18 protein-coding genes are annotated in these 22,677 nt (G+C 71.0%); 4 read left to right on the top strand and 14 right to left on the bottom strand.

What is annotated here, in order from left to right:
- Positions 1-153: 153 nt before the first annotated feature.
- From ABZ453_RS16510 to ABZ453_RS16480, 7 genes are all read right to left on the bottom strand, one after another.
- Positions 154-1,425 carry a cytochrome P450 gene (locus ABZ453_RS16510; protein WP_359015654.1) on the bottom strand — a complete coding sequence of 424 codons (1,272 nt, stop codon included), beginning with the start codon at positions 1,423-1,425 and terminating at the stop codon, positions 154-156.
- Between the two features lie 384 nt (positions 1,426-1,809).
- The gene (locus tag ABZ453_RS16505; protein ID WP_359015653.1) at positions 1,810-2,799 is read right to left on the bottom strand and encodes a nucleoside triphosphate pyrophosphohydrolase; all 990 of its coding nucleotides are present in this window, start codon (positions 2,797-2,799) and stop codon (positions 1,810-1,812) included.
- A gap of 107 nt (positions 2,800-2,906) precedes the next feature.
- Entirely contained in the window at positions 2,907-3,548 is a 642-nt protein-coding gene (locus ABZ453_RS16500) for a SurA N-terminal domain-containing protein (protein WP_359015652.1), read from the bottom strand.
- A 168-nt stretch (positions 3,549-3,716) separates the two neighbouring features.
- Positions 3,717-4,544: a glycoside hydrolase domain-containing protein gene (locus tag ABZ453_RS16495; RefSeq protein WP_359015651.1), complete on the bottom strand. Its 828-nt coding sequence runs from the start codon at positions 4,542-4,544 to the stop codon at positions 3,717-3,719.
- Positions 4,545-4,684: 140 nt separating this feature from the next.
- Entirely contained in the window at positions 4,685-6,172 is a 1,488-nt protein-coding gene (locus ABZ453_RS16490; RefSeq protein WP_280117596.1) for a serine/threonine-protein kinase, read from the bottom strand.
- 38 nt (positions 6,173-6,210) lie between these two features.
- The gene (locus ABZ453_RS16485; RefSeq protein WP_359015650.1) at positions 6,211-6,834 is read right to left on the bottom strand and encodes a hypothetical protein; all 624 of its coding nucleotides are present in this window, start codon (positions 6,832-6,834) and stop codon (positions 6,211-6,213) included.
- Between the two features lie 131 nt (positions 6,835-6,965).
- Positions 6,966-9,086, bottom strand: a complete 2,121-nt coding sequence (locus tag ABZ453_RS16480; RefSeq protein ID WP_359015649.1) for an N-6 DNA methylase — start codon at positions 9,084-9,086, stop codon at positions 6,966-6,968.
- A gap of 188 nt (positions 9,087-9,274) precedes the next feature.
- Here ABZ453_RS16480 and ABZ453_RS16475 point away from each other — a divergent pair, with 188 nt between their 5' ends.
- Positions 9,275-9,895 (top strand): hypothetical protein, encoded by a 621-nt coding sequence (locus tag ABZ453_RS16475; RefSeq protein WP_359015648.1) that lies wholly within the window; start codon positions 9,275-9,277, stop codon positions 9,893-9,895.
- Between the two features lie 70 nt (positions 9,896-9,965).
- Positions 9,966-10,796 (top strand): hypothetical protein, encoded by an 831-nt coding sequence (locus tag ABZ453_RS16470; RefSeq protein WP_359015647.1) that lies wholly within the window; start codon positions 9,966-9,968, stop codon positions 10,794-10,796.
- A gap of 6 nt (positions 10,797-10,802) precedes the next feature.
- On the opposite strand, the gene ABZ453_RS16465 is transcribed toward ABZ453_RS16470, so the two are convergent.
- On the bottom strand, positions 10,803-11,516 hold the full coding sequence (locus ABZ453_RS16465) for an HNH endonuclease family protein (RefSeq protein WP_359015675.1): 714 nt from the start codon (positions 11,514-11,516) through the stop codon (positions 10,803-10,805).
- A gap of 194 nt (positions 11,517-11,710) precedes the next feature.
- Between ABZ453_RS16465 and ABZ453_RS16460 the strand changes: the two genes are divergently transcribed.
- Complete coding sequence (locus ABZ453_RS16460; protein ID WP_133045916.1) at positions 11,711-11,896, top strand: antitoxin; 186 nt, start codon at positions 11,711-11,713, stop codon at positions 11,894-11,896.
- A 140-nt stretch (positions 11,897-12,036) separates the two neighbouring features.
- Positions 12,037-12,795 (top strand): SDR family oxidoreductase, encoded by a 759-nt coding sequence (locus ABZ453_RS16455; protein WP_359015646.1) that lies wholly within the window; start codon positions 12,037-12,039, stop codon positions 12,793-12,795.
- Positions 12,796-12,864: 69 nt separating this feature from the next.
- On the opposite strand, the gene ABZ453_RS16450 is transcribed toward ABZ453_RS16455, so the two are convergent.
- The 6 genes from ABZ453_RS16450 to ABZ453_RS16425 form a co-directional block, all read right to left on the bottom strand.
- Positions 12,865-13,644, bottom strand: a complete 780-nt coding sequence (locus ABZ453_RS16450; protein WP_359015645.1) for an ABC transporter permease — start codon at positions 13,642-13,644, stop codon at positions 12,865-12,867.
- Positions 13,641-14,612 carry an ATP-binding cassette domain-containing protein gene (locus ABZ453_RS16445; protein ID WP_359015644.1) on the bottom strand — a complete coding sequence of 324 codons (972 nt, stop codon included), beginning with the start codon at positions 14,610-14,612 and terminating at the stop codon, positions 13,641-13,643. Before ABZ453_RS16445 ends, ABZ453_RS16450 begins: the two co-directional genes overlap by 4 nt.
- 35 nt (positions 14,613-14,647) lie before the next feature.
- Positions 14,648-15,313: a DUF4097 family beta strand repeat-containing protein gene (locus ABZ453_RS16440; RefSeq protein WP_359015643.1), complete on the bottom strand. Its 666-nt coding sequence runs from the start codon at positions 15,311-15,313 to the stop codon at positions 14,648-14,650.
- Between the two features lie 187 nt (positions 15,314-15,500).
- Positions 15,501-19,055, bottom strand: coding sequence for a transcription-repair coupling factor (gene mfd / locus ABZ453_RS16435; protein WP_359015642.1), 3,555 nt, complete (start codon positions 19,053-19,055; stop codon positions 15,501-15,503).
- Positions 19,056-19,295: 240 nt separating this feature from the next.
- Positions 19,296-21,875, bottom strand: coding sequence for an FtsX-like permease family protein (locus tag ABZ453_RS16430; RefSeq protein WP_359015641.1), 2,580 nt, complete (start codon positions 21,873-21,875; stop codon positions 19,296-19,298).
- Positions 21,872-22,660: an ABC transporter ATP-binding protein gene (locus ABZ453_RS16425; RefSeq protein WP_359015640.1), complete on the bottom strand. Its 789-nt coding sequence runs from the start codon at positions 22,658-22,660 to the stop codon at positions 21,872-21,874. Before ABZ453_RS16425 ends, ABZ453_RS16430 begins: the two co-directional genes overlap by 4 nt.
- Positions 22,661-22,677 lie beyond the last annotated feature (17 nt).

Below are 22,677 nucleotides of genomic sequence, written 5' to 3'. Positions count from 1 at the left end.
CGTGAAGCGTGGGCCAAACCCTGGCGCCGCTGTTGATCCGTGAACGTATCGTCAGACGATCACTTGTCACAAGTTAATGCCGCGTAGATCACGTGAAGATCACAGACTTGAGCGCGTGTCATGTTTGTCCGGCGTTTGTCCGGCGGTGTCTCCTCACCCGGCCGGAGTGAACTCCACCGGAAGCGTGCGCAGTCCGCGCATGATGAGCCCGCCGCGCCACCTCAACTCGGCCGGGTCGGCCCCGAGTTGCAGATCCGGCAGCCGGGTGAGCAGCGTGGCCAGCGCGGTCTGGCCCTCCAGCCGGGCCAGCGGGGCGCCGAGACAGTAGTGGATGCCGTGGCCGTAGCCGAGGTGTTGGTTGTCACGCCGGGCGAGGTCGAGGGTGTCGGGGTCGGCGAACCGCTCCGGGTCCCGGTCCGCGGCGGCCAGGACGACGAGGACCGGGTCGCCGGCCGCGATGCGCTGTCCGCCGATGGTGAGGGGTTCGGTGGCGAACCGCCAGGTCGCCAGTTCCACCGGGCCGTCGTAGCGCAGGAGTTCCTCGACGGCGGTCGCGAGCAGACCCTCTTCGCCGGCCGCGAGGGAGGTCTGGAGGGCTCGCCGCTGCTCGGGGTGGGTGAGCAGGGCGTAGGTGCCGTTGCCGATGAGGTTGACAGTGGTCTCGAACCCGGCGAACAGCAGGATGAACGCCATCGCCGCGGCCTCGTTCTCGGTGAGGTGCTCGCCGTGGTCGGAGGCGCGGATGAGCCCGGAGATGAGGTCCTCGCCGGAAGCGGGCTCGTCAGGGAGGGCCTGGCGCTTCTTGTGGATGAGCTCGGCGAGGTACCCCCGCATCCTCTTCACCGACCGTGCGACCCCGCCCCTCGGTCCGCCCCCGTGCCGGATCATCATGCCCGCCCAGTCCCGGAAGTCGTCCTGGTCCTCGCGCGGGACGCCGAGGAGGTCGCAGATCGCGTAGATGGGGAGCGGGAAGGCGAACTCGTGGATGAGGTCCGCTTCCCCCTTCCCCGCGAACCCGTCGATGAGACGGTCCGTCAACTCCTGCACCCGCGGGGCGAACTCGGCGACACGTCGCGGGGTGAAGGCCTTGCTGACGAGCCGGCGCAACCGGGTGTGGTCCGGCGGGTCGATGTTGAGCAGATGCGTCATCAGCTCCGCCTTCCGCTCCCCCGGGATCCCCGTCCTGCCCCTGGCGTGCGCGGGTTCGTCGTGGTGCGCGGGGTTCTTGGAGAGCCGGCTGTCGGCGAGCGTCTGCTTGGCGTCGGCGTACCGGGTGACCAGCCAGGCCTCGACTCCGCTGGGCAGCGTGGTCCGGTGGACGGGGGCGTGCTCACGCAGCCACGCGTAGGCGGGGTAGGGGTCGGTGGCGAACTCCCAGCTGAAGAGTTCCGGGACGGTGCTGTCGGAAGCGGGATGGCTGGTCACTCCTCGACGGTATCCGGCCTCGCGCACCCGTCCAGACCTCGGCGCCGGGACGCCGGCGCACGGGGTGCCGGGCGACGAGAGCCGACCGCGGGGCCGGGAGGGCAGGGGACCGCGGGGCCGGGGAGGACAGGAGGACCCCGGGGCCGGGAGGACAGGAGACCCCGGGGCCAGGACGACAGCAGACCTCCGAGCCGAGCGACAGCAGACGGCCGAGCGACAGCGGACCCCGGGGCCAGGACGAGTGCGGACCGCGGGCCGGGAAGGCAGGGGACCGCGGGGCCAGGACGACAGCAGACCGCGGGGCCAGGACGAGAGCGGACCGCAGAGCCGGGAGGGCAGGGGACCGCGGGGCTCAGAGGACAGCCCCTCAGCCGGACCGCAGTACTAGGAGGACAGCCCCTCAGTGGCGCGCACCGCGTCTCGGTACGCCCGCGCCGCGACCCGCAGCGCGGCTTCCGGGTCCACGCCCTGCGCCTCCGCCCGCGCCGCCAGCGCGAGCAGTTCGTAGCCGATGCCCTCACCCGTCGGCAGCGGCACGTCCAGTGCGGCCGTCCGCACGCGGGACGCCAGCTTCGACGCGAGGGCGAGGCCCGGCTGGCCCAGGGGTATCCCGTCGGTCACCGACTCCCGCCGCTTCTCGATCGCCTTGGTGCGCAGCCAGTGCTCCTTGACCTCCTCCGGGGTCGTCGCCGTCTCGTCACCGAAGACGTGCGGGTGGCGGTGGATGAGCTTGGCGACGATGCCGCCGGCCACGTCGTCGATGGAGAAGGGATTCTCGGGGTCCTCCTCGGCGATGCGGGAGTGGAAGACGACCTGCAGCAGGACATCGCCCAGTTCCTCGCGCAGCTCGTCGCGATCGCCGTCCTCGATCGCCTCGACGAGTTCGTACGCCTCCTCGATGCCGTACTTCGCCAGGCCCTTGTGGGTCTGCTGGGAGGACCAGGGGCATTCGAGACGGATCCGGTCCATGACCTGGACGAGGTCGAGGAGGCGGGCGCCGGGCAGGTCATAGGAGGCGGGGAGGAGCTCCAGGTCGGGCATGCTCACGCGTCCCGAACCGGCGAGCCGCGCGAGGCCGTCCGTGAGGGCAGGCTCGCCCTCGCCCGTGGCGACGACCACGACCGTGCGGCCACCGGAGCAGGCGGCCACCAACTCCTCGGCCGTCGGGGCCCCCTCGTCGACGGCTGTGCCCGCCTCCCGCAGATACGGCAGCTGCGGGTGCGCGCCGTCCGCGCACAGCACACGGTCGGCCGCGTGCAGGGCCTGCCACGCGGGCCAGGACAGCAGGCCGGGTGCCACCCGGTGGCTGGTGGTGAGCAGGACGATGCGGCCGGGGGCGACGGCGGCGTCTTCGGGACGGCTGGTTGCGTTCACGGTTCGAAGCTAACCCACGTCATCGACGGCACCACGAGTTGTCCACAGGGCGGGAGGCTGGTTGTCCACAGGTGGGCGGCGCCGCTGTACCGTTCCTCCGGCTTCGGCTACGCCGACTGCTGGGTCGCCGTGACCTCGCGGACCCACGGCGTCTTCGCGTCCACGCGGCTGCTCTTCTGGACGTCCCAGGTGCCGTAGCGCGGGTTGAGGTCGACGTGGAGTTCCTTGGACGCCTTGGACAGGGCGTCCCAGAAGGCCGGCTTGCTGGTGTCGGTGCCGAGGCTCTGGGCGAGTTTCTGGGCCTCGAGCTGGAGGCGCAGGTTGTCGTCGAGGCGCTCGGGGGCCACCCCGTACTGCTGCAGCCAGGCCGTCTCGAGCGCCTTGGAGCCGCCGACCTGCTGTTCCAGGCCGGCCCGCATCTGCTGGATGTCCTTGGGGGTGACGCTCACGCCCGCGTCCTGGGCGGCGCGCCGCACCACCTGGTCGAGGACCATGCCGTGCAGGGTGTCGCGGGTGAGGCTGCCGGTCTGCGCGACGGCCTGCTTGTACTGCGCCTCGTTCGCCACGGCCGCGCGCTGCGCCTCGCGCACCTCGTTCACCCGGTTCTCGAGCTGCGACACGGTGATCCGCCGGCCGCCCACGACGGCCGCCGCGCCGGGATGCGCGTCGCTTCCACAGGCGGTGAGGAGAGGGGCCGCGGCGGCGATCGCGGCGGTGAGCAGGAGCGCGGTGCGACGGCGGCGGTGCAAGGAAGCCTCCCGAGGAGATTGTGCGACGGTGCACAAAGTCTTGCGGTGATCGATGGTAGGCAGTGGGACGGCTGGGGCCAACCCCTCGACCGCCCCATTCGACCAACGATTCACCGCGGCTTCGGGCACCGCCGCGCCCGCACATGCCCCGGCGCGGCCCGACCGGGCTCAGCCCGTGATGGCCACCGGGGCGTCCCACGCGTCACGGTCCACGGTGAGCGTGTAGCCGTTGCGCGTCTCCTTGCTGTTGACCAGGTACTGGTGACCGCGGCTGTGGTCGGTGTACTGGGTCTTGCCGAACGGCCAGTCCGTCGTCGTGGTGTTCTGCTTGTCCCACAGCGCGTACCAGAGGTTGCCCGGCAGGTCGGTCTTGTCGGTGGCGTTGGCGATCGCCTTCGCGCTGGAGCTGGTGAAGCCGTAGTAGCCCGCGCGGTAGACCTTGGCGCGCAGTTCCTTGTCGAAGGCGCGGACATAGGTGAGCACGGCGTTGTTGCACGACGTGTTCGTGATGTCGTACGACTCCATGTCCAGGTAGATCGGGCTGCCGGCCTTCATGCCGAGCGCGGAGGCCTTCGCCACGGCGTCGTCGGCGTCGGTCTTGCCGAGGGCGGCGGCCGTGGCGGCGGTGAGCTTCTCGGGGTTGGAGCCGGACTGGCAGGGCGGCTGGGCGCCGACGTAGATCGGGATGAGCTTCCAGCCGACGCCGCTGACGGACTTGACCCAGGAGGCGGTCAGGTTGGGCTGGGAGCAGCCCCGGTTCTTGCCGCCGACGTAGACCGCGGCGGCGCCGTAGAGGCCGCCCTTCCATGCCTTCATCGCGGCGAGCGAGGGGGCGGCGCAGGTGTCGAAGGCGCGCCCGGTGTACGTCCGCTGCGCTGGCCAGGTGGTGGCGGCCATGGAGGTCTGCGCGGCGATCCCGGCCCCGGCCACGACGGCGGTGCCCGCGACGGCCCACGTGATGTACCTGCGCTTCTTGGACTGCCGATGGCCGGCCATGACTACCCCACCCCTGGTCGTGCGTTGCCGCGTTGGCGAAAAACGAACCGAACCTATCCGGCACCGCTCATGCGTTCGGAAAACGTAAGCCCCGTAGATTTACAAAATTCCCTCATGGAACAGCAAAATCATCGGCCCCATTAGCCGCGCACCTGTCCCAGCCACTGCAGCGTGCGGCGGATCTCGGCCGCGAGGGGGTGCGCGGGGCCGCGCAGCCGCTCCACGTCCATGAGCAGGCGCGCGAGCGTGTCGTGCGCGGCGGCGCGGTCGCCGAGCGCGAGCAGGAGGTGGCCGATACGCCGGCGCACGTCATGGGAGAGCTCGGGGTCGCCCGCGGACACGTACTGGTTCTCGTAGTACGGCAGCAGCGCGCGGTACTCGGCGAGCGCCGCTGCCGGTTCGCCGAGCGACTCCAGGCACTGGGCGGCCTCGTAGCGGTAGCGCAGGGACTGCGGGTCGGCCTGGCCGGCCTCAGCGGCGCGTTCGTCGGCGAGCCGGCGCAGTTCGGGCAGCGCGCGCCGGTACTGGCCGTCGTCCATGAGCGTGGCCGCGTACTGCTTGCGCAGGGTGCGGACCACCGGGGAGTGCTCGCCGTGCTGTTCGGCGGCGGCGGGCAGGATCGCGCCGAGGATGTCGACGGCCTGGGTGATGCGGCCCTCGCCCAGCAGCCGCTTGACCTCGTCGACGGCGCGCGCGACGTCGGGCTTCTCCGGAACGGGCGCGACCGGGGCGGGCTGGGGCGCGGGCGTGCGCGCGCGGTCCGGCCAGGGGGCGTGCGGGCGCAGGAAGGGACGCGTGGGGTCCAGCGGCGCCCCTGTGGGCATCCCGCGCGCGGGTAGGAGCAGCGCCAGGTGCTCGTACACCTCCTGCGCGGACGCCGGGCGATGCTGCGGGTCCTTCGCGAGCAGGCGCAGGACGAGCGCTTCCAGCGCCTCCGGGACCTCGGCGCGCAGACGGCGCACGGGCACCGGGGGCTCGTACAGATGCCGGTGCAGTACGCCGAGCGCCGTGGAGCCGGCGAACGGGACGTCACCGCTGAGCAGTTCGTGTAGCAGCACACCGAGCGCGTACAGGTCGGTGTACGGGCCGACCGCGCCGCCCATCGCCTGCTCGGGCGCCATGTAGGCGGGCGAGCCGATGGGCGTACCGGTGTGGGTGAGGCGGGTGGTGTCGGCGTCCATGACGGAGGCCACGCCGAGGTCGAGGACGGTGACGGTGCCGTCCTGCTTGACCATCACGTTCCGCGGCTTGAGGTCGCGGTGGACGATCGGCACGGCGTGCACGGCGCTCAGCACGGCGCACAGTTGCGCGGCGACGGCGACCGCCCACTGCCACGGGTACGGGTCGTGCTCGGCGAGATGGTCGGAGAGGTCGGCGCCGTCGACGTACTGCATGACGAGGAAGAGCTCCTCGCCCTCGCTGCCCGCGTCGTGCACGGTGACGAGCCCGGGGTGGTCGACCTGCGCGGTCACCCGGCACTCGCGCACGAACCGCCGGCGCAGCTCGTCCGCCTCCTGCCCGGCCACCTTGTCGGGGCGCAGCAGCTTGACCGCCACGCGCCGGTCGAGCCGCTGGTCGTACGCCGTCCAGACCTGGCCCATGCCGCCCTGGCCGATGAGCGTGGACAGTTCGTAACGGCCGGCGACGACGCGTCCCGCCGCCACGCTCACCTTCCGCCCTCAGGATTGCCGGGGTGCTTGCGCAGGTAGTCGCTGAGCTCGTCCAGTTCGGCGCGCACCTGGTCGATCCGGGCGGGCGCGGGGCGCTGCGGCGGGGCGGGGACGGGCGGCTGGGGCACGGGGGCGTGCGGAGCGGGCGTGTGGGGCATCGGGGGCGCGCCGTAAGGGGGTTGCGGAGTACTCGGCACGGCCGCCGCGGTGAACGGCGAGGCGGGCTGCGGGTATCCGTAGCCCGGCGCCATCGGCGGCTGCCCGGCGCCCACTTGGTGGAGCCGGCTGTGGTGGCGTATGTCCGCGTAGAGGAAGTAGCCGACGCAGGCAACGGCGTTCAGCAGCAGGATGATCATGCCCGCGTTGCCGTTCGACGTGCTGAAGTCGTCGGTGTGGTCGGTGCTGAGGAAGGCGAAGCTGATGCCGAGGACCACCACGGAGGCGGCGAAGACCCACCAGTCGACGGCCCTGCGGGTCACGATCGCCGCGCGCAGCGTCGCCACCCACGCCAGGAACCCGATGCTGAGGATCGGCACGGCCACGAAGATCACGCGCAGCACGACCAGCACCCCGGTCGAGGGTCGCTTCGGCGGTGGCGGCGCGTAGCCGTGGCCTTGCATGGCTGCTCCTGTATGCCTGATGGGGACGGACGTGGGTGCCGAGTCCGAGCGTATAGGCCGACAAGGACAACGGGTCCGGCTTGTACCGAACCGTTGTCCTGCCGATCCGATCCCGGTGGTGGCGCGTGACCTCAGCCGGGCGCCACCGTCCCGTCCGTCAGCCCGTCGTACATCCCGCGCACGAGCTGGTCGCCAAGCCGGTTCGCGCGCCTGAGCGCCCGCTCGAACTCGTCGAGTGCGCGGAAACGCGCGCCGTAGCGCCGTTGTTCGTCGAGCGCGAGCCGGGGCAGCTGGAGCCGGCGCACGTCCAGACGCGTGGCCGTGGACGCATAGCTGCTGGCTTGGCGGTTGTTTGCGGTGCCGCGCAGGAACCCGGCGAGGAACCAGGGGTCGAGCGCGGTGGGATCGGGGCGCAGGAGCACGAGATTGCGCCCCAGGGCGACGCCCTGCGTCGCGTCGTCGATCACGCGCGCCACCGCGCCCCCGCCGAGCACCGGCACGACCACATCGCCCGGCTCGGTCAGCACCGCCTCCTCGTCGCTCTCGGGGAGCAACCCGGACGGCCCGGTGCCGGCGAGGACGTCGTGGTCGGTGAGGACGGGCACGCGCGCGTGGCCGCCGTTCCCGCCGGTGCGCAGCACCAGGGCTCCCCCGCGCGCGAGTTCGCCGACGGTGGTGAACGGCCAGCGGGGCGCGGGCTGCGCGGGGTCCGCGGGCGGCGGAGTGAGGTCGGCGGTCAGCCGCAGGGTCTCGCCGAGGCGCTCGCGTACGGCGGTGAGCGCCCCGGCGCCCTCGGGCGCGGTAGGCGGCGGGAGGTGGCGGGCCGGGGCGAGGTCGACGTCGTCGTCCAGGAGGTCGATGACGGGCAGGGAGCGGGCGAGACCCGGGCGCTCCTCCAGCCTTCCCGCGCCGTCGAAGGCGCTCCAGGCGCCCATGACCGCCTCGCGCACCGCCCGCCAGTCGGGCCCGCCGCGCCCCTCCGTCGCGAACTGCCCGGTGTCCACGAGCAGTACCTCGGGCTGCGCGGGCGCCCTGTCGGGCCGGCGCAGCACCCACAGGTGCAGCGGGATGTTGTACGGCGGGGCCGCGCCGACGGGCAGGGCGACCACGGCGCGCAGCGCGCCCCGGCGCAGCAGGTCGGCGCGGATCCGGCGGCCCGAGCGGCGGGAGGCGGCGGCCGGCGGCATGAGCAGGACGGCGGTGCCGCCGTCGCGCAGCCGGGCGAGGGCGTGCTGGACCCAGGCCAGCTCGGACTCGTTGCGGGCCGGGAAGCCGTACTCCCAGCGGGGGTCGTAGGCGAGTTCGTCGTGTCCCCAGTTGCGCTCGTTGAACGGGGGGTGGCACAGGACGGCGTCGGCGCGCAGTTGCGGGAAGGCGTCGGCGCGCAGCGAGTCACCGGCAGCGCCGCGCACGCCGGCGCGGGTGTGCAGCGCGAGGCGGAGCGCGGTGAGCGCGGCGAGGTCGGGGGCGCTGTCCTGGGCGTACAGCTCCTGGTCGGGTCGGGTGGCGACGGCACCCAGGAGGGCGCCCGTGCCGGCGGCCGGGTCGAGGAGCGTGCGGGCCGGACCGGCCAGGTCGGCCATGAGACCGGCGAGTTCGGCGGGGGTCAGCGTGTACTGGCGCGGGTTGGCGTCGAGATGCCGGCCGAGCAGGAACTCGAAGGTCTGCCGCGCCCCCAGCTCGGCGGCGAGTTCGGCGGCACCGCGCAGGAGGGGGACGGAGGGGAGGAGTTGGGGGCCGCTGGGGATGTGAACGGCCGGGAAGGTGTTCACAGGGCTCGGATTGTTCACAGACCTCAGGCTGCTAGCAGACCTCAGGCTGTTCACAGGGCTCGGGCCGTTCACGGAGCCCGACCCGTTCGAGAACCGCCCCGCCAGCACCGGCTCCAGTGCCTCAGGCAGCATCGCGGCCAGCCGTTCGTCCGAGCCCGCGGACGCCTCCAGCCACACCGTTGGCCGGTCATGGATGAGCAGCAGGGCGCAGCCCGCGTGGATCAGCGCCGCGACCGGTCCGGCCGGATGGCCCGCGAGCTGCTGCCAGACGCGCTCGCGCAACGGCACCTCGGCGAGTTTGCCCTGCTTGCGCAGCCATGCCTCGACCTCGGCCAGGGCGAAGGACGGGCTGGCCTCAGTGCCGCCGACCGGTTTCGGGAAGTCGGCGTGGCGGCGCCGCCAGTTGCTCACGGCGGCCCGGCCGACGCCGGCCAGCCGGGCGATCCCGGCGGCGGTCACCTCTGTCGCGTTGTCCTGCACCGCCGGCTCCCCTCGTTGCGTGTGACGCCGAGCATATCGACGCGCGCAAGATCTACCCCTTCACACCGTGTACGCAATCATTCGCGTGAATCATGTTGACTCGGTTCACACGCTCTGCTGTTATTGACCCAGCGAACAAGCGATGGCTGACACGCGGCGGTCGCAGGTCCGAGGGGGAAGACATCGGCATGGGCACGAAGGGCAAGGTGGCGCTGGGCGCCGTCGTGGGGTTCGTGGTCATCGGCGTCGTATCGGCGAACGCCGGCGCCAACGGCACCGGCACCCGTCCCGGCGCCCGTTCCGAGAACAAGGCCGCGTTCGCGGGATATGGCGACTTCCGGGTCGGGACCGACATCAAGCCCGGCACCTACCGCACCACCGGCAACGGCCACGGCACCTGCTACTGGGAGCGCGCCAAGGACGCGAAGGGCGGGACGGACACGGTCCTGGCCAACGACCATGTGACCGGCACCAGTTACGTCACCGTCAAGCCCACCGACGGACTGTTCGTATCCAGTGGCTGCAAGGAATGGCAGGCCGTCGGCACCATGGCGAAGGGCACGCCCGCCACCGCCATGGCCGGCGACGGCGGCATGTTCAGAGTGGGTGCCGACATCGCGCCGGGCACCTACCGTTCCACGGGAAACGCCGACGACGCCTGCCACTGGGAGCGGGCCAAGGACGCCGACCACTCGCTCGAGTCGATCATCGCGAACAACAACGTGACCGGCACGGCCGTGGTCACCATCAACGCCTCGGACGCCTACTTCAAGACGACCGGCTGCAAGGCCTGGAAGAAGACCGGCTGACCGAGCGGGCCGACACCGCCGCTCACCTCACACCATCCCTCACCATCACCGTCGTAACCAAGGAACTGTCATGCGTCGTACCGCACTTGCCGCCCTCTGCCTCGTCGCGGCGGCCACCACAGGACTCACCGCCTGCCAGTCCGGGCATTCCGAGCAGGCCGGTCAGAACAAGGCGGACGGAAAGGCGTCCGCCACCCCCACGTCGAGCGGGCCCAAGGACCCCTTCGCCGGTCTGAGCGCCGCTCAGATCGCGGACCGGGCCATGACGGCCACCACCGGCGCCTCCTCGCTCCGCCTCAAGGGCGACGTCCAGGACGACGAGAGCAGCGGGACGATCAGTCTCGACATGGCGCTGAACAAGAAGACCGAGTGCGCCGGGACGATCGGCATGGGCGGCCAGGGCAAGGCCGACCTGATCAAGACGGGCGACACGGTGTACATGAAGTACGACGAGGCGTTCCTGCGCGCCCAGGGCAAGGGCGAGTCCAAGGCGGACACCGACGCCGCGGTCGCCCTGCTGGCCGGGAAGTGGGCCAAGATGTCCGCCAAGGGCTCCGACGCGAAGGACATCGCGAGCTTCTGCGACCTGGACACGGTGCTCGGCGGGGCCGAGGACGTCAACTCCGGTGACAGTGGCGGCTCTTCGGGCGGTACGGCGGACCCGACGGCGACCCGCGCGGGTACGGCTACGGTCGACGGTGCGCGGGCGGTCGTACTGAAGGTGAAGGACGGCAAAGAGAGTTACACCCTGTACGTCGCCACCGAGGGCAAGCCGTACCTGCTCCGTCTGGACAGCACGGCCAAGGACGCCGGCTCCCTCACCTTCAGCGACTACGAGCAGCCGGTTCCGGCGCGGAAGCCGGCCGGCAAGATCGTCGACTTGGACGCCCTCGGCGGCTGATCCGGGTCAGTCCGCGTGGAAACGGGCCGGTGCCTCGGTCGGATTGCCGCCGGTGGGCAGTTTCTGGCCGGGGCAGGTCCCCAGCACCTTCTCCATGGCGGACTTCTCGGCGGCGGTCACCCACAGCCCGTACTTCTTCTTCACCGCGACCTGCCCGGCGACGTAGGTGCACCGGTAGGACTTGTTGGGCGGCAGCCAGGTCGCCGCGTCGCCGTCACCCTTGGAGCGGTTGGTGCTCGCGTCGACGGCTATGAGGTTGAGCGGGTCGTTGGCGAGGGCTATGCGCTTGCGGGCGTCCCAGTACTTGGCGCCCTTCTGCCAGGCGTCGGAGAGCGGGACGATGTGGTCGATGTCGACGAGGCTGCGGCCGCGCCGGTAGGTCACCTCCTTGCCGGAGTAGGGATCCGAGGGGAGCAGACCGTACGACACCTTGCAGCTGCCGCTGGTGAACCTCACCTCCTTGAGGTCCCGTTTGAGGATGTCGTCGCGGGTGTCGCAGTCGTTGGAGTCGGTGTCCGCCCAGGCGGTGCCGAAGCGCTCGCGGGCGTAACCGGTCTTCGGCGCCCGCCCCTTCACGGTCAGCGACTCGGCAGCCTGGAGCGCGGCCCCTCCGGCGCCGGTCTCCCGCGGTCCGCTCGAGCCCGTCCGCGTCTCCGCCTTGCATCCGGCAACGGCACACACCAGTACGACGGCGACCGCGGCCCCGCCCCTCAGACGCATCACGATGCGCCCCTCCCCTTGCTCCTCCGGTCGGCCCCCGCAGGGTGCGCCTTCCCTGGTACGGCGCCGCGCACACCGTAGCCGCAGGGCTCGCGGGGGCACTCATGCGGTCCAGACCACCAGGGACCCCAGTGGGCATACCACGTAAATGGGTCGTATCGTCGTTGCTGAGTCACCTCCCAAAGGAGCTCTGTATGGGCATCTTCGACAGGTTCAAGAGCAACCGTCAGCTGCAGGACAAGGCCAAGGACATGTCCGACGCCGCTGAACGGAAGGCCAACGAGAGGACCGGCAACAAGTACGAGAGCCAGGTCGACGACGCGCAGCAGCGGATCGAGGGCCAGCTCGGCATGGACCGCGACCGGCCGGACCAGCCGTAGCGCGAGAACCTCTCCCCTGCGCCACACGCCAGTGCCAGGCCGTCCGCGAACCACCCTCCCCGCGGACGTCCGGCGGCGCGTCAATCGGCCGCGGCGGCAAGCGGGTTGAGCGCCCGCGCACGTGCTGACAGGCTCCCGCCATGGATCTGGGACTTGCGGGGAAGACGGCCTTCATCACCGGCGGAAGCGCCGGGATCGGGCTGGCCATCGGCCGGGCGCTGCGGGAGGAGGGAGCTGAGGTCACCGTCTGCGGACGGGATCCGCAGCGGCTCAAGGAGTCGGGGCTGCCCGGCGTCCAGGCGGACGTCGGCGATCCGGAGGCGCTCGCCCGGGCGGTGGACGAGGGGGCCGAGCGGATGGGCGGGCTCGATCTGCTGGTGGCCAACGCCGGCGGGGTGTACGGCGGCGGGCTGCTGGACTCGACGCCCGAGGACTGGCTGCGCACCTACGAGTTGAACGTGCTGCACGCCGCCCACGCCATCCGTACCGCGGTACCGCACTTCGAGCGGCGCGGCGGCGGCAGCGCGCTGGTCGTGGCGTCGATCACGGGATGGAAGCCGGGCCCGAAGTCGTCGTACGCCTCCGCGAAGGCGGCGGAGATCCACCTCGCCGCCACGCTCGGCCAGGAACTGGGGCCGCGCAACATCCGGGTGAACGCGCTCAGTCCGGGTTCGGTGATGTTCGAGGGCGGGGGCTGGGCCTGGTTCCGGGACAACCGGCCCGAGCGGTACGAGGCTTTCGCGCGCGAGGACTTCCCGCGCGGCCGGCTGGTGGAGTTGCGGGAGGTGGCCGATGTGGCGTGCTTCCTGCTGTCGGCCCGGGCCGGTGGGATCAACGGCGCCAACATATGCGTGGACGGCGCTCAGGATCACCCGAGCGCCGGCCGGTTCTTTCCGTAGAACTGCTGCTGATCCAAGGCTAGTTGGGGTCGACGGTTGGTTGAGGTCGACGGCTGGCTGGGGTCGCTCTTACTTGGGGTCCCGGTCGAACGCCGAGGTGGACCAGACGTAGCCGAGGACCGCGAGGCCGACGCACCAGGCGACCGCGATCCACCCGTTGTTGCCGATGTGCGTGCCGAGGAGGAGTCCGCGCAGGGTTTCGATGGCGGGGGTGAAGGGCTGGTACCGGGCAATGGGCTGGAACCAGCCGGGCATGGAGTGCAGCGGGACGAAGGCGCTGGACAGCAGGGGCAGCAGGATCAGCGGCATCGCGTTGTTGCTGGCGGCCTCGGCGTTGGGGCTGACCAGGCCCATGCCGACCGCGATCCAGGTGAGCGCCAGGGCGAAGAGCACGATCAGCCCGAACGCCGCCAGCCACTCCAGGACGCCCGCGTCGGTGGAGCGGAAGCCGATCGCCACGGCGACGGCGCCGACCAGGACCACGCTCATGACCGACTGCAGGACGCTGCCGACGACGTGTCCGACGAGGATCGAGCCGCGGTGGATGGCCATGGTGCGGAAGCGGGCGATGATGCCCTCGCTCATGTCGGTGGACACCGACACCGCTGTGCCGATCACGGTGGAGCCGATCGTCATCAGCAGGATGCCGGGCACGATGTAGGCCAGGTAGGCCGAGCGGCCCGCCCCCGCGCTCATCGCGTTGCCGAAGATGTACACGAACAGCAACAGCAGCATGACCGGGGTGAGCAGCAGGTTCAGGGTGAGCGAGGGGTAGCGCCGGGCGTGCAGGAGGTTGCGGCGCAGCATCGTGGAGGAGTCGCGGACGGCGAGGGCGAGGGAGCTGCTCATCGGGCGGCCTCCGTGGTCTTGTCGGTGCCGGCGTCCGTTCCGGCGCCGCGGGTGTCGGTCAGGGCGAAGAAGACGTCGTCCAGGTCCGGTGTGTGCACGGTCAGTTCGTCCGCCTCGACGTCGGCCGCGTCCAACCAGTCCAGGACGGCTCGCAGTTCGCGCTGGCTGCCGTCGCTGGGGATCTGCAGGGCGAGGGCCTCGTCGTGCCGGGTGGCCTCGCCCAGGGCCGCGGCGGCCGCCCGGTAGGCTGCCGGGTCGTTGAAGCGCAGCCGGATGTGCCCGCCGGGGATGAGCCGCTTCAGCTCCTCCGCACTGCCCTCGGCGGCGATCCTCCCCTCGTGCAGGACGGCGATGCGGTCGGCCAGTTCGTCGGCCTCGTCGAGGTACTGGGTGGTGAGGAAGACGCTCACACCGTCGGAGACGAGCTCGCGGATGATCTGCCACATGGTGTGCCGGGAGCGGGGGTCCAGGCCGGTGGTGGGTTCGTCGAGGAAGATGATCCGGGGGCTGCCGACCAGGGTCATGGCGATGTCCAGGCGGCGCTTCATGCCGCCGGAGTAGGTGGAGGCGGGCTTCTTCGCGGCCTCGACCAGGTCGAAGCGCTCCAGCAGTTCGGCGGCCACCCGCCGCCCCTCGCCGCGGGGCAGGTGGTGCAGGTCGGCCATGAGGAGCATGTTCTCCTCGCCGGTGATCAGTCCGTCCACGGCGGAGAACTGTCCCGTCACCCCGATCGCGGCGCGCACCGCCTGTGGGTCTGCGGCCGGGTCGTGGCCGCCGACGCTGATCTCGCCGCCGTCCGCGCCGATCAGCGTCGAGAGGATCTTGACGGCGGTGGTCTTGCCGGCGCCGTTCGGGCCGAGCAGGGAGAAGATCGTCCCCGTGGGTACGGCCAGGTCGACGCCGTCGAGCACGACCTTGTCTCCGTAGGACTTGCGCAGCCCCTTCGCCGCGATGGCCAGGTCGGTCATGAGAAGTGCCCCCCTCTTTTTCTGCCGGCTGCGGATTACAGGCTGCGGGCGGTGATGTCGCCGTTGGCGGTGGTGGCGCGGATGTCGAGTCCGGCCGTTCCGTCGTTCATGAGGGCGTTGCTGACGCGGCCCTGGGAGGTGCCGGCGTCCAGGGAGGCGGACACTCCGCGGGCCGCGGCGACGGAGATGTCGCCGGACCGGGTGCTCAGGACGACCGTGCCGCGTGCGGCCTCGGCGATGCGGATGTCGCCCCGTGCGGTGCTGATCTCGGCCGAGCCGCCGAGGCGGCCGATCTCGACGTCGCCGTCGACGGCGGTGAGGCGGACGCTCGCGGCCTCGTCGAGCTTGATCCGGCGGTAGGCGCCGTCGAAGGCGACGTCACCGAGGCGGCCGACTCCGCGGAGTTCGGCGCTGCCGGTCCTGGCCTCGACTCGGGAGCCGGCGGGCAGCTGGACGGTCACCTCGACGGATCCGGAGGGGCCGAAGAGCTGGTTCCCGGCCTCCGGGGCCGCGATCCGCAGGACGCCGTCGCCGTAGGCGACCTCGACCTTCTCCGCCGCCTTCACGTCACGGCTCCGGGAGGCGTCCACGGGCCGGACCTCGACCGTGGTGTCGGCCCGGTCGGAGGCGATGAACTGGACGCGGCCCGCGGGGATGTCGAGGACGGCGGAGACGGGGACGGGGCTGTCGAACTTCTGCATGATGCGCTCCTGTGTCGGTCACTGTTTCTGACACCGGAAACGCTACGTTGCATTCATAGTTTCTTCAACGTAGTCGTTGCGCACACAATTCATTTATGCAGGTCAGATGCTAGAAATCGTTGCACTGGGCGACGACTTAACGCAACAGCCCACCCCGTCACTCATTGCAATGAGTGAGCGTTGAACGCTACGACCCCAGAATCGACGTCAGGAACTCCCCCACCCAGCCGAGCAGTTCGCGCCCGACCAGCGGCTTCCCGCCCACCTTGGCCGTCTTGGGGCGCGGTACGAGGACCTGGCGCACCGCCGGCTTGATGACGGACCCGGGGTACAGGCGCTTGACGCGCAGCTCCTGCGACTCGCGCAACTCCACCGGCGCGAAGCGGATGTTGTTGCCCTGCAGGACGATCTCGCCGACCCCGCACGCGCGGGCGAGCATGCGCAGCCCGGCCACCAGGAGCAGGTTCTCGACCGGCTCGGGCAACTTGCCGTAGCGGTCGACGAGTTCCTCGCGCACGGACGTGATGTCCTCCTCCGTGTTGACGGAGGCGATGGCCCGGTAGGCCTGCAGGCGCAGCCGCTCGCCGGGGGCGTAGTCGTGCGGGACGTGGGCGTCGACGGGGAGCTCGATCTTGACCTCCAGCGGCGGCTCCTCCTCCACCCCGCCCTCCAGGGAGGCCCGGTAGTCCGCGACCGCCTCGCCGACCATGCGAACGTACAGGTCGAAGCCGACGCCCGCGATGTGGCCGGACTGCTCACCGCCGAGCAGGTTGCCCGCGCCGCGGATCTCCAGGTCCTTCATCGCCACGTACATGCCCGCGCCCATCTCCGTGTGCTGGGCGATGGTCGCCAGGCGCTCGTGGGCGGTCTCCGTCAGCGGCTTCTCCGGCGGATACAGGAAGTAGGCGTAGCCGCGCTCGCGGCCACGGCCGACCCGGCCGCGCAGCTGGTGCAGCTGGGAGAGGCCGAAGTTGTCGCCGCGCTCCACGATCAGCGTGTTCGCGTTGGAGATGTCGATGCCGGACTCGACGATCGTGGTCGACACCAGGACGTCGTACTTCTTCTCCCAGAAGTCGACGACCACCTGCTCCAGCGTCTGCTCGGACATCTGGCCGTGGGCCGTGGCGATCCTCGCCTCGGGGACGATCTCGCGCAGCCGGGAGGCGGCCCGGTCGATCGACTCGACGCGGTTGTGGATGTAGAAGACCTGGCCCTCACGCAGCAGTTCACGGCGGATGGCGGCGCCGATCTGCTTCTCCTCGTAGGGGCCGACGAAGGTGAGCACCGGGTGGCGCTCCTCCGGCGGGGTGGTGATGGTGGACATCTCGCGGATGCCGGTGACCGCCATCTCCAGGGTGCGCGGGATGGGTGTCGCGGACATGGTGAGCACATCCACGTTGGCACGCAGCTTCTTCAGCTGCTCCTTGTGCTCGACGCCGAAGCGCTGCTCCTCGTCGACGATGACCAGGCCCAGGTCCTTGAACTTGGTCTCGGAGGAGAACAGCCGGTGGGTGCCGATGACGACGTCCACCGAGCCCTCCCGCAGGCCCTCCAGCACCGCCTTTGCCTCGGTGTCGGTCTGGAAGCGGCTGAGCGCCCGTACGTTGACCGGGAACTGGGAGTAGCGGTCGCCGAACGTCCCGAAGTGCTGCTGAACCAGCAGGGTCGTCGGGACGAGGACCGCCACCTGCTTGCCGTCCTGGACCGCCTTGAAGGCGGCCCGCACCGCGATCTCCGTCTTGCCGTAGCCCACGTCGCCGCAGATCAGGCGGTCCATCGGGACCGACTTCTCCATGTCCTCCTTGACCTCGGCGATGGTGGTGAGCTGGTCGGGGGTCTCGGCGTAGGGGAAGGCGTCCTCCAGCTCGCGCTGCCAGGGGGTGTCCGAGCCGAAGGCGTGCCCGGGCGCCGCCATCCGCGCGCTGTAGAGCCTGATCAGGTCGGCCGCGATCTCCTTGACCGCCTTCTTGGCGCGCGCCTTGGTCTTGGTCCAGTCGGCGCCGCCCAGGCGGTGCAGGGTGGGGGCCTCGCCGCCGACGTACTTGGTGATCTGCTCCAGCTGGTCGGTGGGGATGTAGAGGCGGTCGCCGGGCTGGCCGCGTTTGGCGGGGGCGTACTCGACGACCAGGTACTCGCGCGTGGCGCCCTGCACCGTGCGCTGCACCATCTCGATGTAGCGGCCCACGCCGTGCTGCTCGTGGACGATGTAGTCACCCGCCTCCAGGGTGAGCGGGTCGATGGTCTTGCGGCGGCGGGCCGGCATCCGGGCGCCGTCCTTGCCGGCCGCCTTCTGCCCCGAGAGGTCGGTCTCGGTCAGGACGGCCAGCTTCAGCGCGGGGTCCACGAAGCCGTAGTCGATCGAGCCGCACGCCACGTGCACGACGGACGGCGCGATCGCGCCGAGCTCGATGTCGAGGCGGGCGGCGATGCCCTCGCCGCCCAGCACCTCGACCGTGCGGGCCGCCGGGCCGTGGCCCTCGGTGACGAACACCGTGCGCCAGCCGTCGGCGAGCCAGCCCTTGGTGTCGGCGAGCGCCTTGGCGGTGTCGCCCCGGTAGGTCTCGGGGGCGTGCATGCCGAGCTTGAGGGTGTCCCCCGCCGCGTCAGCGGCAAATGTCTCCGTGAGCTCTTCGTCGGCCGCGAAGGGCGAGACGGACCACCACATCATGTCCAGCTCGCGGGCCCGTTCCCGGACGTCCGCGATGGACCACAGGGAGGCCGCGCCGACGTCGATGGGGGCCTCGCCGCCGCCCGCGGTGGCCGCCCAGGACGCCTGCAGGAACTCCTGGCTGGTGGCCACGAGGTCGGCGGCACGCGTGCGGACCCGCTCCGGGTCGCAGACGACCGTCATGGCGCCCTTGGGGAGCACGTCCAGGAGCAGTTCCATGTCGTCGACGAGGACGGGGGCCAGGGACTCCATGCCCTCGACCGCGATGCCCTCGGCGATCTTGTTCAGGAGCTCGCCCAGCTCCGGGTGCTCCTCGGCGAGGGCACGCGCGCGTGCGCGGACGTCCTCGGTGAGCAGCAGCTCGCGGCACGGCGGTGCCCACAGGCCGTGCTCGGCGACCTCCAGGGACCGCTGGTCGGCGACCTTGAAGTAGCGGATCTCCTCGACGTCGTCGCCCCAGAACTCGACGCGGAGGGGGTGCTCCTCGGTGGGGGGGAAGACGTCGAGGATGCCGCCTCGTACGGCGAACTCGCCGCGCTTCTCGACGAGCTCCACGCGCGCGTAAGCGGCGGCGGCGAGGGCTTCCACGACCTCGTTCAGATCGGCGGTCTGCCCGGTCCTGAGCGCGACCGGCTCCAGGTCGCCGAGCCCCTTGACCTGCGGCTGCAGCACGGACCGTACGGGCGCCACGACCACGGAGACCGGTCCGGTCTCGGGGTCGTCGGGGCGGGGGTGGGCGAGTCGGCGCAGGACGGCCAGCCGACGTCCCACGGTGTCGCTGCGCGGGCTGAGCCGCTCGTGCGGGAGCGTCTCCCAGGACGGGTACTCCGCCACCCCCTCCGGCGGCAGCAGCGACCTCAGGGCGGCCGCCAGGTCCTCCGCCTCCCGTCCCGTGGCCGTCACCGCCAGCACCGGGCGGCCGGTCTCGCGGGCCAGCGCGGCGACCGCGAAGGGGCGGGCCGCCTGGGGTCCGACCAGGTCGACGTACATGCGGTTGCCGTCGGCCCCCGCTCTGATCGCTTCGGCGAGGGCGGGGTCCTTGACGACGGCGTCGAGCAGACCGTGCAGGCTCATTCGGGGCGGCTTTCGTCCGGGGCGGGCAACGCGAACCACCCGACACGCGTGGCGGGCCGGGGGTTCCCAGGGTACGTCGCGCTCCGCGGTCGTGCCGGGGGCTGTGGATACCGCTGTCGGGCTGTGGACACAGCTGGGGATACGACAAACCCGGTGCCGGGACGTCCCCCCAAGGACTTCCCGGCACCGGGCTCTCCCCCGCAACCCCCGTGTGCGGTGGTCGTACCCCCCGTGGCTCCCCTACTCGGTGGCGATCGCGTTCAGGACGTTCATCCGGCCCGCCCGGAAAGCCGGGATCAGGGCGGCGACCAGGCCCACGACCGCGGAGCCGAGGAAGACCGTGATCTGCGTGGACCAGGGGACCTCCAGGACCTTCAGGCCCTCCAGGGCGAGGAGCTTCTGGGCCGTCGCGCCCCAGCCCATGCCGAGGCCGAGGCCGAGCAGGGCGCCGAAGAGGGCGATGACCACGGACTCCATGCGGATCATCCGGCGCATCTGGCGGCGGGAGAGACCGATGGCCCGCATCAGGCCGATCTCCCGGGTCCGCTCGACCACCGAGAGGGCCAGTGTGTTCACCACACCCAGGATCGCGACGATGATCGCCAGCGCCAGCAGCCCGTAGATCATGTTGAGCAGCTGCCCGATCTGGTCCTTCAGGGCCTGCTTGTAGTCGGTCTGGTCGCGCACCTTGTACTGCGGGTAGTCGTGCAGCGCGGACTTCAGGGACGTGTACGCGGCGTCCTGCTGCCCGTCCTTGGCGGTGGCGAAGACCAGCTGGTCCAGCGGCATCTTGTCGGCCGGCACGTACTTGGCGAGCGTCGCGATGGAGGTGTACTTCGAGCCCGCGTCGATCAGCCCGTCGTTGCTGGTGATGGCCCGGACCGTCAGGTCGGCGGTGGCGCCGTCCTTGAAGGCGATGCGGATCTTCGAGCCCAGGTGGACGGCGTGCGCCTTGGCGAACTTCTCGTGCACCGACATCGAGTCGGGCAGGTAGGCGTCCTTGAGGTTCCCGGCGACGGTCTTGACCCGCAGGTCCGTCGCGTACGTCGGGTCGGCCGCCGTGATGTCGGTGTTCTTGAGCGTCCTGCCGTCCGGGGTGGTGTAGTCGGCCTCGGTCGTCTTGTACTCGGTGACCCGCGTCAGGCCCGGCGTCGACTTCACGGCCCTGACCGCCTGCGGGGTGATCATCTGGCCGCTGTCGGACTGGATGATGAAGTCCGTGCCGACGGTCTTGTCGAGCTGGTCCGTCGCCGAGGCGACCATCGAGGAGCCGACCACCGACAGACAGGCGACCAGCGCGAGCCCGATCATCAGGGCGGCGCCCGTGGCGCCCGTACGGCGCGGGTTGCGCAGCGCGTTGCGCTCGGCCATCCGCCCGACCGGCCCGAAGGCCCGCAGCAGCACGGCGCCCAGGACCCGGACGACACCGCCCGCGAGCAGCGGGCCGATCACCACGAACCCGATCAGCGACAGGACCACGCCCAGGCCCAGCCAGAGCGAGCCGCCGGTCGCCTTGTCGGCGGAGGCGGCCAGGTAGAGGGCGAAGCCGCCGCCGGCGGTCAGCAGCGTGCCGAGCACGGCCCGTACGGCACCGGCCTTGGCGTCGGCGGGGGCGCCGGCGTCGCGCAGCGCGGCCATCGGGGAGACCTTGCCGGCCCGGCGGGCGGGCAGGTACGCGGCGAGGACGGTGACGACGACACCGAGGACGAGACCGACGACCGGGGTGGTCCAGGCGACCGTGAGGTCCGCGGTGGACAGGTGCATGCCCATCTGGCCCATGATCTTCATCAGGCCGACCGCGAGTCCGACGCCCGCGCCGACGCCGAGGACCGAGCCGGTCACGCCGAGCAGCAGCGCCTCGGCCAGCACCGACCGGTTGACCTGCTTGCGACTGGAGCCGATGGCCCGCATCAGGCCGATCTCCCGGGTGCGCTGGGCGACCAGCATGGAGAAGGTGTTGATGATCAGGAAGATGCCGACGAGGAAGGCGATCCCGGCGAAGCCGAGCATCGCGTACTTCATGACGTTCATGAAGCTCTCGACGTCCTTCTGGTTGGCGTCGGCGGTCTCCTTGGCGGTCTGCACCTTGTAGTGGGTGCCGAGCGCCGAGACCACGTTCCGCTTCAGCTGGTCGTCGCTCACCCCGGAGGCGGCGGTGACGTTGACGTTGGTGAAGACACCGGTCTTCCCGACGAGCGTCTGCTGGGCGGTCTTGGTGTCCAGGTAGAAGATCGCCGCGCCGGGGTTGGTGACCTGGAAGGAGGCGATGCCGGAGATCCGCGCGTCGTGCGTGCCGACCGCGCTGATCACGGCCAGCGTGTCACCGAGCCTCAGGTGGTGCTTGTCGGCGGTGTCGGCGTCGACCATCACCTGGTCGGAGCCCTTGGGCGCCGAACCGGAGGTGATCTTCATGGTGCGGGCGTCGTTGCCGTTCCAGCTGCCGACGATGGTCGGGGCGCCGCTGGAGGGCGAGAGGTTGTCCTTCTTGGCGTCGACGACGGTCACCGAGGTCGAGAAGACGGTCCCCTCCGCCGCCTTCACACCCTGCGCCGACTTCACCCTGGCGACCACGGAGGCCGGCATGACGGGCGGTTTGCCGTTGTCGGACGTGGTCTCACCGCTGTCCGAGGCGCCCTTCGCGCTCACCGTGACATCGGAGGAGGTGGCCGCGAACAGCTTGTCGAAGGTGGTGTTCATGGTGTCGGTGAACACCAGAGTCCCGCAGACGAAGCCCACCGACAGCAGCACGGCGATCGCCGAGAGGGCCATGCGCCCCTTGTGCGCGAAGAAGTTGCGCATCGACGTCTTCATGACGGTCATGACGTACGCCCCCGGGCGTCGAAGTCCTTCATGCGGTCCAGGACGGCCTCCGCGGTGGGCTTGTACATCTCGTCGACGATCCGGCCGTCGGCGAGGTACAGCACGCGGTCCGAGTAGGAGGCGGCGACCGGGTCGTGCGTGACGATGACGATGGTCTGCCCGAGCTCGTCCACGGACTGCCGCAGGAAGCCCAGTACTTCGGCACCCGCGCGCGAGTCGAGGTTTCCGGTCGGCTCGTCACCGAAGATGATCTCGGGCCGGGCGGCCAGCGCGCGGGCCACGGCGACGCGCTGCTGCTGTCCGCCGGAGAGCTGGGTGGGCCGGTGCTTGAGCCGGTCCGCGAGGCCGACGGTGTCCACCACGCGCGCGAGCCACTGCCGGTCCGGCTTGCGGCCCGCGATGTCCATGGGCAGCGTGATGTTCTCGATCGCGTTCAGCGTGGGCAGCAGGTTGAACGCCTGGAAGATGAACCCGACCCGGTCCCGCCGCAGCTGGGTGAGCTTCTTGTCCTTCAGCCCGGTGATCTCGGTCTCGTCCAGGTAGATCTGCCCGCTGGTGACGGTGTCGAGCCCGGCGAGGCAGTGCATCAGGGTGGACTTGCCGGACCCCGAGGGGCCCATGATCGCGGTGAACTGGCCGCGGGCGATGTCCACGTCGACATGGTCGAGGGCGACGACGCGGGTCTCCCCGGCCCCGTACGCCTTGACGACCTGCCGCGCCCGCGCGGCGACGGCCGTCCGTCCTCCAGTGCCCCCGTGCCTGGGAATGGTCACGGCCGAAGTCATGGTAAGTCTCCTATGTC

It is taken from the genome of Streptomyces sp. NPDC005799 (assembly GCF_040630525.1).
GTDB lineage: Bacteria > Actinomycetota > Actinomycetes > Streptomycetales > Streptomycetaceae > Streptomyces > Streptomyces griseorubiginosus_B.
Note: the sequence above shows the minus strand (reverse complement) of the source record. Positions and strands in the feature narration are given on the sequence as shown.